15 protein-coding genes and 1 pseudogene are annotated in these 16,337 nt (G+C 67.4%); 12 read left to right on the plus strand and 4 right to left on the minus strand.

All coding sequences use genetic code 11. The features are described 5' to 3' along the window. Positions 1-13 precede the first annotated feature (13 nt). The 9 genes from BLT59_RS14635 (at position 14) to mog (ending at position 11,468) form a co-directional block, all read left to right on the plus strand. On the plus strand, positions 14-1,381 hold the full coding sequence (locus tag BLT59_RS14635) for an MFS transporter (protein WP_091781300.1): 1,368 nt from the start codon (positions 14-16) through the stop codon (positions 1,379-1,381). A 248-nt stretch (positions 1,382-1,629) separates the two neighbouring features. Beyond that, the gene (locus BLT59_RS14640) at positions 1,630-5,388 is read left to right on the plus strand and encodes a nitrate reductase subunit alpha (RefSeq protein WP_091781303.1); all 3,759 of its coding nucleotides are present in this window, start codon (positions 1,630-1,632) and stop codon (positions 5,386-5,388) included. 141 nt (positions 5,389-5,529) lie between these two features. Continuing rightward, complete coding sequence (narH, locus tag BLT59_RS14645) at positions 5,530-7,059, plus strand: nitrate reductase subunit beta (protein WP_091781306.1); 1,530 nt, start codon at positions 5,530-5,532, stop codon at positions 7,057-7,059. Positions 7,060-7,079: 20 nt separating this feature from the next. Then, positions 7,080-7,826, plus strand: coding sequence for a nitrate reductase molybdenum cofactor assembly chaperone (gene narJ / locus BLT59_RS14650; RefSeq protein WP_091781308.1), 747 nt, complete (start codon positions 7,080-7,082; stop codon positions 7,824-7,826). Between the two features lie 12 nt (positions 7,827-7,838). Beyond that, on the plus strand, positions 7,839-8,606 hold the full coding sequence (narI, locus tag BLT59_RS14655; RefSeq protein ID WP_091781311.1) for a respiratory nitrate reductase subunit gamma: 768 nt from the start codon (positions 7,839-7,841) through the stop codon (positions 8,604-8,606). A gap of 59 nt (positions 8,607-8,665) precedes the next feature. Further along, positions 8,666-9,499, plus strand: coding sequence for a peptidylprolyl isomerase (locus BLT59_RS14660; protein WP_091781314.1), 834 nt, complete (start codon positions 8,666-8,668; stop codon positions 9,497-9,499). A 10-nt stretch (positions 9,500-9,509) separates the two neighbouring features. After that, entirely contained in the window at positions 9,510-9,818 is a 309-nt protein-coding gene (locus BLT59_RS14665; protein ID WP_091781317.1) for a hypothetical protein, read from the plus strand. 52 nt (positions 9,819-9,870) lie between these two features. Continuing rightward, positions 9,871-10,893 (plus strand): GTP 3',8-cyclase MoaA, encoded by a 1,023-nt coding sequence (gene moaA, locus BLT59_RS14670; protein ID WP_091781320.1) that lies wholly within the window; start codon positions 9,871-9,873, stop codon positions 10,891-10,893. A 2-nt stretch (positions 10,894-10,895) separates the two neighbouring features. Further along, entirely contained in the window at positions 10,896-11,468 is a 573-nt protein-coding gene (gene mog, locus BLT59_RS14675; RefSeq protein ID WP_091781324.1) for a molybdopterin adenylyltransferase, read from the plus strand. A 454-nt stretch (positions 11,469-11,922) separates the two neighbouring features. Here the strand turns inward: mog and BLT59_RS14680 are convergent, their stop codons facing one another. Next, entirely contained in the window at positions 11,923-12,603 is a 681-nt protein-coding gene (locus BLT59_RS14680) for an OmpW/AlkL family protein (protein ID WP_091781327.1), read from the minus strand. A 430-nt stretch (positions 12,604-13,033) separates the two neighbouring features. On the opposite strand from BLT59_RS14680, the gene pdxH reads away from it, so the two are divergent. Both pdxH and BLT59_RS14690 read left to right on the plus strand, forming a co-directional pair. Next, positions 13,034-13,672, plus strand: coding sequence for a pyridoxamine 5'-phosphate oxidase (pdxH, locus tag BLT59_RS14685; protein WP_210185976.1), 639 nt, complete (start codon positions 13,034-13,036; stop codon positions 13,670-13,672). Between the two features lie 83 nt (positions 13,673-13,755). Further along, entirely contained in the window at positions 13,756-13,956 is a 201-nt protein-coding gene (locus BLT59_RS14690) for a hypothetical protein (protein WP_139174052.1), read from the plus strand. A gap of 21 nt (positions 13,957-13,977) precedes the next feature. Here BLT59_RS14690 and BLT59_RS14695 read toward each other — a convergent pair whose 3' ends face one another. The 3 genes from BLT59_RS14695 to BLT59_RS14705 form a co-directional block, all read right to left on the minus strand. After that, the gene (locus BLT59_RS14695) at positions 13,978-14,661 is read right to left on the minus strand and encodes a helix-turn-helix domain-containing protein (protein WP_091781336.1); all 684 of its coding nucleotides are present in this window, start codon (positions 14,659-14,661) and stop codon (positions 13,978-13,980) included. A 100-nt stretch (positions 14,662-14,761) separates the two neighbouring features. Further along, a complete protein-coding gene (locus BLT59_RS14700) occupies positions 14,762-15,139 on the minus strand; it encodes a response regulator transcription factor (RefSeq protein ID WP_091781339.1) in 378 nt (125 codons plus the stop codon). A 108-nt stretch (positions 15,140-15,247) separates the two neighbouring features. After that, a complete protein-coding gene (locus BLT59_RS14705) occupies positions 15,248-15,676 on the minus strand; it encodes a CBS domain-containing protein (RefSeq protein WP_091781342.1) in 429 nt (142 codons plus the stop codon). Between the two features lie 205 nt (positions 15,677-15,881). On the opposite strand from BLT59_RS14705, the pseudogene BLT59_RS14710 reads away from it, so the two are divergent. Beyond that, positions 15,882-16,337, plus strand: a pseudogene (locus tag BLT59_RS14710) (pyrroloquinoline-quinone synthase PqqC); the annotation flags it as partial.

A 16,337-nucleotide genomic window follows, 5' to 3' on the forward strand; every position in this document is an offset into this window, starting at 1 on the left:
GAAGGCAACGGCCATGACCGCCGGCACGCAAACCTTGGCCCCCGCCCGACGGCAGGGCGGCACCTGGCTCTCGCGCTGGGAGCCCGAGAACCCGGCCTTCTGGGCCGCGGAGGGCAGCCGTCTCGCCTGGCGCACCCTCGGGATCACCACCGCCAACCTGACCATGTCGTTCATCGTCTGGTTCATGGTCTCAGCGCTGGTCGTCGCGCTCCCGGCGGTCGGGTTCAAGCTCACCACCGGCCAGCTCTTCTGGCTTGCCGCCATGCCGGGCCTTGCCGGGGGCACACTCCGGCTCGTGCACATGTTCCTGACGCCGATGTTCGGCACACGCCATGTCGTCACCCTGTCGAGCCTGTCGCTGCTTCTGCCCGCGATCGGCTGGTTCTACGCCGTCCAGGATCCGACGACCCCGTTCTGGGCGCTCTTGGTTCTGGCGTTCCTGGCCGGGCTCGGCGGCGGCAATTTCTCGTCGTTCATGCCATCCACGAGCCTGTTCTTCCCCAAACGGCTGCAGGGCACGGCCCTGGCGGTGCAGGCCGGCATCGGCAACTTCGGCGTCTCCGTCGTCCAGTTCCTCACGCCGTGGGTCATCGGCTTCGCGTTGGCCGGCGGAACGCTGCTGGGAGAGTCGCAGACCATGACCAAGGGCGCCCTCGCGCGCCAAGTCTGGCTGCACAACGCCGCCGCGGTCTATATCCCGTTCATCGTGCTGTTCGCCCTCGCCGCATGGATCGGGCTGCGCAGCGTGCCGGTAAAGGCCAACATGCGCGAGCAGTTGGACATCTTCCGCTCCCGCCACACCTGGGCGATGACCTCGCTCTACATCATGACCTTCGGCGCGTTTTCCGGGCTCGCCGGCACGTTCCCGCTGCTGATCAAGCAGTGCTACGGCACCCTGCCGGGCGCCCCGGAACCGCTCACCTACGCGTTCCTCGGCCCGCTGGTCGGCTCGCTCCTGCGCGTGGTGGCCGGTCCGATCTCGGACCGCTTCGGGGGCGCCAAGGTGACCCTGGTCGCCGGCATCGGCATGGTGGCCTGCGCCGCCCTCGTGCCACTCTACACCGCTCCGACCTCGATGGAGAGCTTCCCCTACTTCGTCGGCGCCATGCTCGGCCTGTTCGCCTTCGCGGGAATCGGCAACGCCTCGACCTTCAAGCAGATGCCGATGATCTTCCCGCCGCGGCAGGCGGGTGGCGTGATCGGGTTCACCGGCGCGGTCGCGGCCTATGGGCCCTTCGCGTTCGGCATGCTGTTCGCCTGGGCATTCGCAGCGTTCGGCGGCCCGAACGTCATCTTCTACGGTCTCGCACTGTTCTTCGCAGTCAACGTCGTCGTGAACTGGTGGATGTACGCACGCCGCGGGGCGGCCACCCCCTGCTGAACAGGGCGACGGGCGCAGCCGAGCCCAAATGACCGGGCCATTCACGGCCGGTGGAGGTTCACGCCTCCGCCGGCCGTTTGCTTTGGCAAGTCCGGCCGACAGCGATCAACGCTCCGTTTGACCCAGATCAAAGCTCGGCCTTGCGGCCTCCGACACTGTTCCTTGGAAGCATTTGAAAGCGATCCGCACGCGAGCCGTGGTCCGAGGTGGGCCGGCCTCGCCGCGGTCGATCAAGAAAGTCCAGGACGATGTCGCACTTCCTCGACCGGCTGACCTTTCTCCGCAAGAACGTCGACACGTTCTCGGGCGGGCACGGCATCGTCACGGCCGAGGATCGCTCCTGGGAGGACGGCTACCGGAAGCGCTGGCAGCACGACAAGATCGTTCGCTCGACCCACGGCGTGAACTGCACCGGCTCCTGCTCGTGGAAGGTCTACGTCAAGGGCGGGATCGTCACCTGGGAGACCCAGCAGACCGACTATCCCCGCACGCGGCCCGAGCTCCCGAACCACGAGCCGCGCGGCTGTGCCCGTGGCGCCAGCTATTCATGGTACCTCTACTCGGCCAACCGCGTGAAGTACCCGCTCGTCCGCTCGCGCCTGCTCAAGATCTGGCGTGAGGCCCGGGTGATGATGACCCCGGTGGCGGCCTGGGCGCACATCGTCGAGAATCCCGAGCGGCGCAGGGCCTACACCGCCGTGCGCGGCCATGGCGGCTTCGTGCGGGCGACCTGGGACGAGGTCAACGAGATCATCGCGGCCGCCAATGCCTACACGGTCAAGACGCACGGTCCGGACCGCGTCTTCGGCTTTTCCCCGATCCCGGCGATGTCGATGGTCTCCTACGCGGCCGGCGCCCGCTACCTGTCATTACTCGGCGGCGTCTGCATGTCGTTCTACGACTGGTACTGCGACCTGCCGCCGGCCTCACCGCAGACCTGGGGCGAGCAGACCGACGTCCCCGAGAGCGCCGATTGGTACAATTCCGGCTTCCTGATCCTGTGGGGCTCGAACGTTCCGCAGACCCGCACGCCGGACGCCCACTTCTACACCGAGGTCCGCTACCGCGGCGCCAAGAGCGTCGTGATCTGTCCCGACTACTCGGAAGCCGCGAAGTTCGCCGACATGTGGGTGTCGGTGAAGCAGGGGACGGATGCCGCCCTCGGCATGGCCATGGGCCACGTGATCCTGCGCGAGTTCCACGTCGACCGGCAGGTCCCGTATTTCGTGGACTACGTCAAGCGCTACACCGACATGCCGATGCTGGTGCGCCTCGTGCGTCAGGACGGCCGGCTGGTGCCGGAGCGCTTCCTGCGCGCCTCCGACCTCGACGGCACATTGGGCGAGGCGAACAATCCCGAGTGGAAGACCCTCGCCTACGACGAGACGACGGGCGACCTCGTCGCGCCGCTCGGCTCGGTCGGCTTCCGCTGGGGCGAGACCGGAAAGTGGAACCTGGAGGCCAAGCGCTCCGACGGCGGTGAGGTCGACCTGCGCCTGTCGCTCGCCGGTGCCGAGGACGGTTTCGAGGACGTCGCCTTCCCGTATTTCGGCAATATCGCCCACGACCATTTCGCCAGCAGCGACCATGCCAGCGTGATCGAGCGCCGCGTCCCCGTGAAGCGGCTCGCCACGACCGAGGGCGAGGCGCTGGTCGCCACCGTGTACGACCTGTTCCTGGCCAATTACGGCCTCGACCGCGGCTTCGGCGGCGGCAACGTCGCCACCTCCTTCGATGCGGACGAGCCCTACACCCCGGCCTGGGCGGAGAGGATCACCGGGGTTCCGCGCGACCAGATCGTCACCGTGGCGCGGGAATTCGCCCGGAACGCCGAGAAGACCGATGGCCGTTCGATGATCATCATCGGCGCCGCGATGAACCATTGGTATCATATGGACATGAACTATCGCAGCGCGATCAACATGCTGGTCATGTGCGGCTGCGTGGGCAAGTCCGGCGGCGGCTGGTCGCATTATGTCGGCCAGGAGAAGCTGCGGCCCCAGACCGGCTGGGCGCCGCTCGCCTTCGGCCTCGATTGGGGCCGCCCGTCGCGCCAGCAGAACTCGACCTCGGCCTTCTACGCCCACACGGATCAGTGGCGCTACGAGACCCTCGACGTGAAGGAGATCCTCTCCCCGACGGCCCCGGCCGGGCCCTGGGACGGGGCCATGATCGACTACAATGTCCGGGCCGAGCGCATGGGCTGGCTGCCTTCGGCTCCCCAGTTGGAGCAGAACCCGCTCGGCATCGCCGCTGAGGCCGCCGCCGCGGGACTGGATCCGAAGGACTACGTGGCGCAAGGCCTCAAGTCCGGCGCCCTCAGGATGTCGTGCGAGGATCCCGACAACCCGAAGAACTGGCCGCGCAACCTGTTCGTCTGGCGCTCGAACCTGCTCGGCTCGTCGGGGAAGGGGCACGAATACTTCCTCAAGCACCTGCTCGGCACGTCCCACGGGGTGCTCGGCAAGGACCTCGGCGAGGAGGGGCGCCGCAAGCCGGACGAGGTCGTCTGGCACGAGCAGGCGCCGGAAGGAAAGCTCGACCTCCTGGTCACCCTCGACTTCCGCATGTCGACGACCTGCGTCTACTCGGACATCGTGCTGCCGACTGCGACCTGGTACGAGAAGGACGACCTCAACACCTCCGACATGCACCCGTTCATCCACCCGCTCTCGGCGGCGGTGGACCCCGTGTGGGAGGCGCGCTCCGACTGGAACATCTACAAGGGCCTCGCCGAGACGTTCTCGCGTGTCGCCCCGGAGGTGCTCGGGGTCGAGACGGACGTGGTGCTGACGCCCATCCTGCACGACACCCCGGCCGAGATCGCGCAAGCCTTCGACGTGAAGGACTGGAAGACCGGCGCGGTCGAGCCCGTTCCCGGCAAGACCATGCCGTCGGTCACGGTGGTCGAGCGCGACTATCCCAACCTGTTCAAGCGCTTCACGTCGCTCGGGCCGCTGATGACCAAGATCGGCAACGGCGGCAAGGGCATGGGCTGGAACACGGAGCACGAGGTCGAGCTCCTGAAGGAACTCAACGGAGTCGTGGTCGAGGAGGGCCCGACCAAGGGCCTGCCGCGCATCGACACCGCCATCGACGCCTGCGAGGTGCTCCTGATGCTGGCGCCGGAGACCAACGGCGAGGTCGCCGTCAAAGCCTGGGAGAGTTTGGGCAAGGCCACGGGCCGCGAGCACGCCCACCTGGCCCGGCCGAAGGAAGACGAGAAGATTCGCTTCCGCGACGTGGTCGCGCAGCCGCGCAAGATCATCTCGTCGCCGATCTGGTCGGGGCTCGAGTCCGAGAAGGTCTGCTACAACGCCTGCTACACGAACGTCCACGAGCTGATCCCGTGGCGGACGCTGACCGGGCGCCAGCAGCTCTACCAGGACCATCTGTGGATGCGGGCCTTCGGCGAGGGCTTCTGCGTCTACCGGCCGCCGGTCGACCTGAAGACGATCAAGCCGATCCAGGGCCGCGTCGACAACGGCAACCCCGAGGTGGTGCTGAACTTCATCACCCCGCACCAGAAGTGGGGCATCCACTCCACCTACTCGGACAACCTGCTGATGCTGACACTCAACCGCGGCGGGCCCGTGGTCTGGATCAGCGAGAACGACGCCCGCCGGGCCGACATCGCCGACAACGACTGGATCGACGTCTACAACGTCAACGGCGCGATCTCGGCCCGCGCGGTGGTCTCCCAGCGCGTCAAGGACGGCATGTGCATGATGTATCATGCGCAGGAGAAGATCGTGAACACGCCGGGCTCCGGCATCACGGGCCAGCGCGGCGGCATCCATAACTCGGTGACCCGGGTCGTGCTGAAGCCGACGCACATGATCGGCGGCTACGCGCAGCTCTCCTACGGCTTCAACTATTACGGGACCGTGGGCGCGAACCGAGACGAGTTCGTGGTCATCCGGAAGATGGCCAAGGTCGATTGGCTCGATGGGCCGCTGGACGGCGGCGCGGAGACGGATCGGCCCGCCCTCCAGGCTGCGGAGTAGCGGTCCCGGCACGGGCCCGGCATTCGCCGACGCCTCCGGCATCTCCCTTAGGGGACCATCCCGAATGTCCCGCGGCCGGTCCCGCGGGTATCCGTCCCAATGACTGGCACCGTGACCAACGGCAGCCAAGAGGACCCTGTCATGAAAGTCCGCGCGCAGATCGCGATGGTTCTCAACCTCGACAAGTGCATCGGCTGCCACACCTGTTCGGTGACCTGCAAGAACGTCTGGACCAACCGCGAGGGGGTCGAATACGCCTGGTTCAACAACGTCGAGACGAAGCCGGGCATCGGCTACCCCAAGGATTGGGAAAACCAGGACAAGTGGAAGGGCGGATGGACCCGCCGCCCGAACGGCAAGATCGAGCCGCGGATCGGCGCGAAGTGGCGCATCCTCGCCAACATCTTCGCCAATCCGGATTTGCCGGAAATCGACGATTATTACGAGCCGTTTGATTTCGACTATCAGCATTTGCAGAGAGCGCCCGAGGTCCAGGCCTTCCCTACCGCCCGTCCCCGCTCGAAGATCACCGGCGCACGCATGGAGAAGATCGAGTGGGGCCCGAATTGGGAGGAGATCCTGGGCGGCGAGTTCGCCAAGCGCCGCCAGGACAAGAACTTCGAAGGGGTCGAGGAGGAGATCTACGGCCAGTTCGAGAACACCTTCATGATGTACCTGCCGCGGTTGTGCGAGCATTGCCTCAACCCGGCCTGCGTCGCCTCCTGCCCCTCGGGCGCGATCTACAAGCGCGAGGAGGATGGCGTCGTCCTGATCGACCAGGACAAGTGCCGCGGCTGGCGCATGTGCGTCTCAGGCTGCCCCTACAAGAAGATCTACTACAACTGGTCTTCGGGTAAGTCCGAGAAATGCACGCTTTGCTATCCGCGTCTGGAGGCCGGTCAGCCGACGGTCTGCTCGGAGACCTGCGTCGGCCGCATCCGCTACCTGGGCGTGGTTCTCTACGACGCCGACCGCATCGAGTCGGCGGCTTCGACGCGCGACGAGGAGGATCTCTACGAGGCGCAACTCAGGGTGTTCCTCGATCCCGCGGACCCGCACGTGATCGCCGAGGCGCGCAAGGCCGGCATCGCCGAGGCTTGGCTCGAGGCCGCCCGACGGTCGCCGGTCTACAAGATGGCGATGGAGTGGAAGATCGCGTTCCCGCTCCACCCCGAATACCGGACCCTGCCGATGGTCTGGTACGTGCCGCCGCTCTCGCCGATCCAGTCGGCCGCCTCCGCCGGCAAGATCGGTCTCGACGGCGAGATGCCGGACGTGAAGAGCCTGCGCATCCCGGTGAAATACCTCGCCAACCTCCTGACGGCGGGAAAGGAGGCGCCGGTGGTCACCGGCCTGGAGCGCATGCTCGCGATGCGCGCCTACATGCGCGCCAAAACCATCGATGGCGTTCTCGACGAGGCGGTCGCGAAGCGCGTCGGGCTGACCGGCGCCCAGATCGAGGACATGTACCGGGTCATGGCCATCGCGAACTACGAGGACCGGTTCGTGATCCCGACCAGCCACCGCGAGATGGGCATCGAGGATGCCTACGATCTGCGCGGATCCTGCGGCTTCTCCTTCGGAAACGGCTGCTCGGGCGGGACGACGGAGACGAACCTGTTCGGTGCGCCCAAGCCTGCCCGGGCCAAGACTCCGATGGAAGTGGCGTGACGGCGCGAAGGAGGTCCACCATGAAGACGCTGAAGGCCCTCTCGGCCCTGCTCGCCTACCCTTCATCCGCACAGGCTTCGGCCGTTCCCGAGATCCGCGACCTCCTGCACGAGGAGGCGGTCGTTGCGACGGGGCAGCTCGAGGCGCTGGAGCCGCTGCTGTCGGCGCTCTCCGTCGAGGACGTCTACGATCTGCAGGAGCGATACGGGATGCTGTTCGACCGCACCCGCTCGCTGTCGCTGCACCTGTTCGAGCACGTGCACGGCGAGAGTCGCGACCGCGGGCAGGCGATGGTCGACTTGCGCTCGGTCTACGCCACGGCCGGCTTCGAGATCGATTGCGGCGAACTTCCGGATTTCGTCCCGCTCTTCCTGGAGTTCTGCTCCCTGCGGCCGCAGGACGAGGCGCGCCACCTGCTGTCGGAACCGGCGCACGTATTCGCGGCGCTCGGCGAGCGCCTGCGCAAGAAGGAATCCGCCTACGCGGCGGTGTTCGAGGCGCTCGTTGCCATCGCCGCCGCGCAACCGACGGCCGAGGCCCTCGACGCCGTCGTTCCGGACGCCGGTGACGATCCGACCGACCTGCGGGCGCTCGACGCCGCATGGGAGGAGGAGGAAGTCCGCTTCGGCCTCGGCTCAGGCGCCGAATGCGGGGTCGACGTCCTGACCGCGAAGGTACGCCAGGCCCGGCGTCCTGCCCCCGGGGTCGCGGTCGACGAGGTCCGTCCCGCGCGCACCGTCTTCACCCACCTGTCCTCCCGCGCCTGAGGATTGAGAGCCATGACCATCGATCTCAATCACATCCTGTTTGGCTGGTATCCCTACCTCTGCTTGACCACTTTCCTGGTCGGTTCGCTGATCCGCTTCGACCGCGAGCAGTACACTTGGAAGACCGGTTCCAGTCAGCTGCTGCGCCGTAAGCAACTCATGCTCGGCTCGGTGCTGTTCCACGTCGGCGTCCTGGCCATCTTCGCCGGACACCTCGTCGGGCTCCTGACGCCCATCGCAGTCTTCGATGCGCTGGGCATCGGCCATGGTTTCAAGCAGGGGCTCGCCATCGTGGCGGGCGGCGTCGCCGGGACAGCCTGCTTCGTCGGCCTGACCTTGTTGGTCCACCGCCGCCTTTATGATCCGCGTATTCGAGCAACGTCGTCGTTCTCTGACACAGCCATCCTGCTGATGCTCTACGCACAGCTGATCCTCGGGCTCTCGACGATCCCGATATCGCTCGGCCACATGGACGGCCACGAGATGGTCAAGTTCATGAACTGGGCTCAGGGTGTGCTGACGCTCAAGCCCGGTGTCGCGGATCTCGTCGCCGACGTTAACCCGGTGTTCAAGCTGCACCTCGTGCTCGGCATGACCATCTTCCTCGTCTTCCCGTTCACACGACTGGTCCACGTCTGGTCGGCACCGGTCTGGTACCTCGGCCGCCGCGGCTACCAAGTGGTGCGCACGAAGAAGCCGCAGGCCGTTCGCCAGCCCGCGTTGCTTCCCGTTCCCGCCCGCGGCCTCCGGCCCGCGCCGGCTCCGCAAGCCGCCGAGTGAGCCGAGGCCCCGGGGACCTCTCCGGGGCCGCGCCCCCTCCCGCATCCGAGGACCGAACGATGTCCGCCTGCTCGCTCCACACCGTGCCCGCCGCACCCAGGGTGCCGATCCGGGTCAACGGCGTGACCATTTCCCGGGCGATGATCTCGCACGAGGTCCAAAACCACGCCGCGCCCACGCCAGGTGCGGCGTGGAAAGCGGCCGCGCTCGCGCTCGTCCTGCGGGAGGCGCTGTCCCAGGAGGCCAGGCGGCTCGGCATCCAAGCCGAGCCTGCGGTCGACGCGGAAGGTCGCCTCGAGACCGATGAGGAGGCCAAGATGCGCGCGCTCGTCGAGCGCGAGGCGGTCGTCCCCGAGCCTACGGAGCAGGAATGCCAGCGCTATTACGAGCGCAATCTCGCCCGCTTCCGGTCTTCCGACATCTATCAAGCCTCGCACATCCTCTTCGCTGCGACGAAGGACAATGCGACCGCTTATGAACTGGCACGATTCAATGCCCTGATGGCCCTCGATATGCTGCGGGTCGAGCCGGACACGTTCGGCGAACTCGCGCGCGTCCATTCCGCCTGCCCATCGGGAAAGCTCGGCGGCAGCCTCGGCCAGATCACGGCCGGGCAGACCACTCCGGAATTCGAGCGGGCGCTCCTCACGATGCGGGCGGGCGAGTTCTCGCCGGCGCCCGTCGAGACCCGGTACGGATTCCACGTCATCCGCCTCGACCGTCACGTTGCGGGCGGCACGGTGCCGTTTGAGGCCGTCCGAAAGCGCGTCGCCGAGTACTTGTCGGAGGCCGTCCGCCGCCGCGCACAGGCTCAATACGTCGCGCGCCTCCTCGGCCAAGCGAAGATCGAGGGCATCGAGGTGCCCACCCCCGGCACGTTCAACGTCCATTGAAGGCCCAATCATGCTGCTCGGCGACATCATCGCACACCTCGACGACGAGGCGGTCGCCGCCGAGGCCCTGGTTCAGCTGAACGACCTCGTCCTGCTCGGGCGCGTTCGAGAGGCGTCCAGCCAGGCTGGTGTGGCACCGGGGGCGTTCGCGGCCCGTGCGGTACGGCTGTTCTCCGACGGTGCGGCTGACGAAGACTGGATCACAATGCTCGGAATCATGGGGCAATCGGCCGAGCCCGGCCTCGCTTGCCTGCGCCGCATGGTCGAGTTCGCTCTCAGGCCGCCGGAAAGATCCCAGACATGCGAACATGGCCACTGACTTGTCGCCGCCCGCGCGGCCGGGCCGCCAGGGTGCCTTCGGAGTCCCTGCGATGACCTGTCCGGCATTCTCGGGACACGGCCGGCCCCTCGTCGATGGATACGGCCGGCATGTGAACTACTTGCGCGTGTCGGTGACGGACCGCTGCGACCTGCGCTGCACGTACTGCATGTCCGAGCAGATGACCTTTCTGCCTCGGCGGGACCTTCTGACCCTGGAGGAGCTCGACCGGCTCTGCTCCGCCTTCGTCGCGCGCGGCGTGCGCCGGATCCGCCTCACGGGCGGCGAGCCCTTGGTCCGCCGCGACGTGACCGCGCTGCTGGGTAGCTTGAGCCGGCACCTGGATGCCGGAACTCTGGACGAGCTGACCTTGACGACCAACGGCACGATGCTGGCGCAGCGGGCGCAGGATCTGGCAGCCTGCGGAGTCCGGCGCATCAACGTTTCGCTCGATACGTTGGACCCGGATCGGTACCGCACCATCACCCGCAGGGGCGACTTGGCCGAGGTCCTGAACGGTCTCGACGCCGCACAGAGCGCGGGCCTGTCCGTGAAGCTCAACGTCGTCGCCCTGCGGGACGTCAACGAGGACGAGCTGAGCGATCTCGTCCGCTTCGCCCACGGGCGGGGGATGGACCTGACCCTGATCGAAGTCATGCCGCTCGGCGAGACCGGGCATGACCGCGCGGCGCGGTTTCTGCCCCTCGACGTGGTGCGCCAGCGTCTGTCGCGCACGCTGACCCTGGAGCCGCTCGCCTACCGCTCCGCCGGTCCTGCGCGCTATGTCCGCGTGGCCGAGACCGGTGGCCGCCTCGGCTTCATCACGCCGCTCACCCACACGTTCTGCGAGGGCTGCAATCGGGTTCGCGTGACCTGCGCCGGACAGCTCTACACCTGCCTCGGGCACGAGGCCGGTCGCGACCTGCGCGCCGCCCTGCGCGGTTCCGAGGGCGACGGACTCCTCCACGACGCCATCGACGACGCCATCGCGCACAAGCCGAGCGGCCACGACTTCGTCGCCGACCGGATCTCCGGCCCCGCCATCGCGCGGCACATGAGCGTCACAGGGGGTTAGGCGTGAGCGGACTCGTCACCGGCCCGGCACGCATCGGCATCCTGACCGTGTCGGATCGGGCCGCGGCCGGTCTCTATCGCGACGAAGGCGGTCCTGCGATCCGTCGGGAACTCGCGGCCATGCTGCTCTCGCCCTGGAAGCCCGTCTGCCGCCTCGTCCCGGACGGGATGGAGAGCGTGCGCGATGCCATCGTCGCGCTTGTCGACGTGGAACGCTGCGATCTCGTCCTCACGACGGGGGGAACCGGCCCTGCGCCGCGCGACCTGACGCCGGAGGGCACACAGGCGGCGTGCGAGAGGATGATGCCGGGCTTCGGCGAAATGCTCCGTGCGCGGAGCCTGGAGCAGGTCCCCACCGCCATTCTGTCCCGCCAGACGGCCGGCATCCGAGGCCGCGCCCTCATCGTCAATCTCCCGGGGCGCCCCTCCGCGATCCGCATTTCGTTGCTGGCCGTGATACCGGCGATCCCCTACTGCCTCGATCTGATCGGAGCGGGGCGTCTCGATACCGATTCCGCCGTCGTGTCGGCGTTCCGGCCGGTTGCCGACCCGCTGCCGGCGGGTGGGCAGCCGTGACGGCGCCCGCGAGTTGACGCGCCACCGACGACCCGGCGGAGCCCGCGCCAGGGTCGACCGCAGGCTGATGCGGGATCTGGGGCTCGGGCATGCAGGCGGGTTTGTCCGCGACCCGTCGGGGCGGCGCGACGGCGGAGCGGATCCCGCGCCGCCTTTCCCGATCCCGGCCGCGTCGTGCCGGATGCGGCCAGGAGACTGCCTCGAAGGTGGCCCCGCCTGCCTGACGGCTGCGGGACCGAGTCGATGGGAGGTAACGACGTTGGCGAGGTCGCCTCGGTCGCGCCGGGGTCTCGACCCGGCGAGCCGAACCTAGCACGCGGCCTCCCGCCCGCTTTGATCGAGATCAACCGGGCCTTGATGCCGCCGCGGACCAGGTTCTGACGACAGCGGCACGCAGCGCAGCCAGATCCTGGCTGGCGCACAGTTCGTCGATGCAGACGGAGCGCTGATGGTGCTAGAACTTGTAGGTTATGCCGGCACCGACGATCCAAGGATCGATGTCGACACGCCCTCGGATCACGCCGGCATTCAGCTTGACCTTGGTGTCCAGGAAGAGCTTCTTCACGTCGACGTTCACACCCCAGTGCTCATCGAGCATGTAATCGAAGCCAGCCTGGAGGGCGGGCGCAAAGCTGTTCGAGAGGCGAAAGCCCGTGAAGCCGCCGCGCTCCCGCTCGCCGAAGAAGATCGAGTAGTTCACGCCTGCGCCAATGTAGGGCTTCAAGGGACCGAAGCCGTCGAAGTGATATTGCAGCGTGAGGGTCGGGGGCAGAATCCAAGTGCTGCCGATGCGCGTTCCTGCAAGAGTACCGGCGCCCTGGATGCCGTGCCGCGTCACGCCGAGAATCAACTCTGCAGCGATGTTGCGGGTGAAGAAGTAGGAGATGTCGAGTTCGGGAATTGCCGAGTCCGTGATGCGGACCCCGGCACCGGCAATCGGCGCACCCGCTGCCGCCAGACGCGCGCCGGCATCCGGAAGGACGCCGAGGGCGCGGACCCGCACGAGCCATGGAGACCAGCTCGCGACGAGCGGAGGCGCTTCGGGAGAGGCTGCGAAGGTCGGAAGATCGGCGGATTTCGCAGGATTCGTGACGAGCCCGAGTGCGACGGCCGCAGGGATGATCTGTCGGAACATGGACGTGGTTCGATCCAGGGATAAGTGGCGATGGCCAGCTTGGCAGACGCGTCCATGAACGCGACTCGCCCAGTCCGATCCTTGATCAGGATCAAACTGCCGAGCTTGCCGCCCCGATCGGGTCGCCGAAGATGGCGCGGCGACCGCCGGCCCGATGTCGGACGGCTTGGCCGAAGCCTGAACCGATGCCTTCGCGGTTCATGACTTGATGCACGGGATCGACGCGCCCGGCGCGACGACGAAGTCAACGCCGTCGCAGGCCTGATGAGCCGAGCCCGGTCCGGGCGTCGCTCCGGTCTCGCCGCGCCGCGTCCTTGACGTGAATCAACGCCGGGAACGGGACGGCATTCGTAAGCCGAGGCCCGAAGACTTGGCAAAGTCGCCGGGAAGATCGGCGGAGGGTAGGGCGGCCATGACGGCAAACCCGGCGATGCGAACGCGAGGATGCGGGGCGATTCCGGCGACCGGTCCGGCATCGGACGACTTCACGCTCCGGGAGGAACCCTGGTCGCTCTTCCAGGACTGGATGGCCGAGGCGGCGCGATCCGAGCCGAACGATCCGAACGCGATGGCGCTCGCGACGAGCGGAGCCGATGGCCTGCCGGATGTCCGGATCATGCTCTTGAAAGCCTTCGACGCGCGCGGATTCGTGTTCTTCACGAACGACCAGTCCACGAAGGGCGAGGAACTCGTCGAGAATGCCCAGGCGGCCATCGTGCTGCACTGGAAGAGCCTCCGTCGTCAGGTGCGCGCCCGCGGGTCCGTCACCCGGCTCTCCCCGGAGGATGCCGACCTCTATTTTGCCAGCCGCCCGCGGGAGAGCCGCATCGGCGCCCATGCGAGCCGGCAGTCGCAACCGCTCGTCGACCGCGCGACCCTGGAGCGCGAGGTCGCGGCCGCGTCAGTCCGCTTCGATGGTGGTCCGGTGCCGCGCCCGGCACATTGGTCGGGGTACCGGATCGCACCGGTCTCGATCGAGTTCTGGCAGGATGGCGCATTTCGCCTCCACGACCGGATCCGATTCATGAAGGACGGTCCGGGTTGGCGCCGCCTGCGTCTCTATCCTTGAGCGAAGAAATGGCCCTGCGATCCTTCAAGGATCCCATCCAGCCGGGGCGACCGTCCCGGTCGGAATGGGATACCCCCGCGGACATGCTGCTCCGAGCGCGCACCCATGAGGCGTTGGCGGGCAGCCTCGCCGAGAAGGCGGCGCGGCTCGATCCGGACAGGGCGCGGCCCGCTTTGTATGTGCTCTGGGCGATGGCGCGCACGCACCGGATCCGGGCGATGCTCCTGCGCGGGCATGCGGCCTGCGGCGCGGATGACGGTTCCGGTATCCGCGAACCCGGTTAGGCCTCCCGGCCTGCGCCCCATTCAGTCCGCCAGGTGGCGCAGGGCGGCAGCGTTGCGCAGGATCACGGTCCGGCGGTTCGGCGGCAGCTCGATCAGCCCGTCGCGCTCGAGCTGGGTCACGGCTCGGGACACGCTCTCGATCGTCAGGCCGAGATGGTCGGCCATGTCGTTGCGCGACATCGGCAGGCAGATCGCTCCGCCCTCCGACTTCGTCCGCTCAGAAAGCGCGAGGAGGAAGCTTGCGATCCGTTCCCTGGCGGACTTGCGCCCGAGCAGCATCATATGCTCCTGCGCCCGCTCCAGGTCGCGCATCATCGCGGCCACGACTTCGCGGGCCAAGAGTCCGTCGTCGCCCGCGAGCGCGCGCGGCTCGCGGCGGTGGATGATCAGCCGCGTCTCCGTCACGGCGTCGGCGCTGAAGCGGTGATCCTCACCGGATTCCAGGCCGAAGATGTCGCCCGGCAGGTAGAACGCACTGATCTGTCGCCGCCCATCCGACAGGAGCTTGTAGGTGCGCACGACCCCGACGGCGACCTTGTAGAAGGACAGGGCCCGATCCCCCTCGGCATAGATCTCGGCATTGGCCTCATATGTCCGCCGCGTCAGGGTCCGGGACTCGGATGCGGGGAGAGGCGGGAGGGCGATGGCCGGCATGTTTCCGGCGAAGACGGGAGCAAGGCCGGCGGTGGCGAGGGCGGTCTGCATGGAAGCCTCCGGGATCGGAACGTAGCGCCTGGCTACGCTCCTCCCCGCAGAGGCGAAATTCGGGTGCTTCTCTTAAGGGGTTTTACGGAGGACCACCCGATCATCGTCCCGCGGAGAGGGCGTCCTGAATGCCTTCGAGCAGCGAACCGTCCTCGAACGGTTTCTCCACCAGGCGTCTGAAGCCGGCATCGGCTGCAAGGCGCCGCAGATCGCCGGAAGGCCGCCCGGTCATCAGGATGGCGGGAAGGACAACGTTGTGTTCGCGCAGATGTCCGACGAGCTTGAGCCCGTCCATGTCGGGCATCGCGTAGTCGACCAGGAGACAACCGGTGCTCGGCAACGCGGTGTCGCGCAAAAGCTCCGCGCCGCCCGCGTATAGCCGGACATCCAGCCCCTCGAGTTCCAGGGCGAATTTCAGCGAGTCGCGGACGGCCTCGTCGTCATCGACAACGAGGACGGGTCCCGTGTGCTTCGGCATTGCAGTGCCCGATCCTTCGTCGGATCCGAATAGGTCGATCGCGGGAAGGGTGCCTTGATCTGCCTCAAGCTTAGCACCGATCGGGTGGCCCCGGGGGATGGACTGCGCTCAACCAAGAGCAGGAGCCGCCAGGGCCGCTCGGGGCTCATGCCCGGACACCTGGAAATGGTACGGGATATCCCGCAGGGAGAGCATGCCGATCACGACCCCATGCCGCGTGACCGGGAGATGGCGAAACCCCCCGGCCCGCATGACGCGAAGCGCCTCTGCGACGGATGCGTGCGCCGGGATCGTGCGTGGATCTGGCGTCATAACCTCCCGGACCAGGACGAGCATCGGGTCCCGATGACCGGCGATAACGCGGACAAGGATGTCGCGCTCGCTCAAGATACCGACGAGCTTCGATCCGTCCAGCACTGCAACCGCCCCGATGCAGTACGCTCGCAACTTATGGCAGGCTGCGGCGACCGTGAACGAGCCGCGCACGCTGTGCAGCGCCCTGGTGGCGAGAAGATCACCGACACGTTCGGGCAACATCGGGGTGGCTCCGGGATGGGGCGCAGGCAAATCCTTGCCAGCCACCGAGAGGGACCGCCCGTGCCAGAAATCCGTGGCAGACGGACGGGTCATTCGGCACCTTCGGGACTAAGGTGTCAGATCCTGCAGGTTCTTGATCTGAATCAAAGCGGGTCCGGGGCAGGTTCACTTCCTCTGCTGTCACAGGCACAGTCCCGGACACGCCATGAACGCCATCTTTCCGACCCCCGACGCGGCCGACAGCCAGCGTCTCCTGAGTGCCGAAGAGCTGGAGGCGGCCCTGCGCGACATCGGCGCGCGCCGCTACCACAACCTGCACCCGTTTCACCGGCTGCTACACGACGGCAAGTTGTCGAAGGATCAGGTCCGGGCCTGGGCGCTGAACCGCTACTACTACCAGGCGATGATCCCGGTGAAGGACGCCGCCGTGCTGGCGCGCATGACCGACGCGTCGCTGCGGCGGATCTGGCGCCAGCGCATCGTCGACCATGACGGCGACCACGAGGGCGACGGCGGCATCGAGCGCTGGCTCAAGCTGGCCGAGGGCGTCGGCTTCGACCGCGCCTACGTGCTGTCGACCCGCGGCATCCTCTCGGCCACGAAGTTCTCGGTCGAGGCCTATGTCCATTTCGTCTCCGAGAAGACGCTGCTGGAGGCGATC

The sequence above is a fragment of the Methylobacterium sp. UNC378MF genome, assembly GCF_900103195.1.
Classification (GTDB): domain Bacteria; phylum Pseudomonadota; class Alphaproteobacteria; order Rhizobiales; family Beijerinckiaceae; genus Methylobacterium.

Coding starts and splice junctions, on each gene's coding strand:
- narJ (WP_091781308.1), top strand. CDS start 7,080: ATGAAGACGCTGAAGGCCCTCTCGGCCCTGCTCGCCTACCCTTCATCC.
- pdxH (WP_210185976.1), top strand. CDS start 13,034: ATGCGAACGCGAGGATGCGGGGCGATTCCGGCGACCGGTCCGGCATCG.
- BLT59_RS14700 (WP_091781339.1), bottom strand. CDS start 15,139: ATGCCGAAGCACACGGGACCCGTCCTCGTTGTCGATGACGACGAGGCC.
- BLT59_RS14705 (WP_091781342.1), bottom strand. CDS start 15,676: ATGTTGCCCGAACGTGTCGGTGATCTTCTCGCCACCAGGGCGCTGCAC.
- BLT59_RS14635 (WP_091781300.1), top strand. CDS start 14: ATGACCGCCGGCACGCAAACCTTGGCCCCCGCCCGACGGCAGGGCGGC.
- BLT59_RS14690 (WP_139174052.1), top strand. CDS start 13,756: ATGCTGCTCCGAGCGCGCACCCATGAGGCGTTGGCGGGCAGCCTCGCC.
- narI (WP_091781311.1), top strand. CDS start 7,839: ATGACCATCGATCTCAATCACATCCTGTTTGGCTGGTATCCCTACCTC.
- BLT59_RS14695 (WP_091781336.1), bottom strand. CDS start 14,661: ATGCAGACCGCCCTCGCCACCGCCGGCCTTGCTCCCGTCTTCGCCGGA.
- BLT59_RS14680 (WP_091781327.1), bottom strand. CDS start 12,603: ATGTTCCGACAGATCATCCCTGCGGCCGTCGCACTCGGGCTCGTCACG.
- narH (WP_091781306.1), top strand. CDS start 5,530: ATGAAAGTCCGCGCGCAGATCGCGATGGTTCTCAACCTCGACAAGTGC.
- moaA (WP_091781320.1), top strand. CDS start 9,871: ATGACCTGTCCGGCATTCTCGGGACACGGCCGGCCCCTCGTCGATGGA.
- BLT59_RS14665 (WP_091781317.1), top strand. CDS start 9,510: ATGCTGCTCGGCGACATCATCGCACACCTCGACGACGAGGCGGTCGCC.
- BLT59_RS14640 (WP_091781303.1), top strand. CDS start 1,630: ATGTCGCACTTCCTCGACCGGCTGACCTTTCTCCGCAAGAACGTCGAC.
- BLT59_RS14660 (WP_091781314.1), top strand. CDS start 8,666: ATGTCCGCCTGCTCGCTCCACACCGTGCCCGCCGCACCCAGGGTGCCG.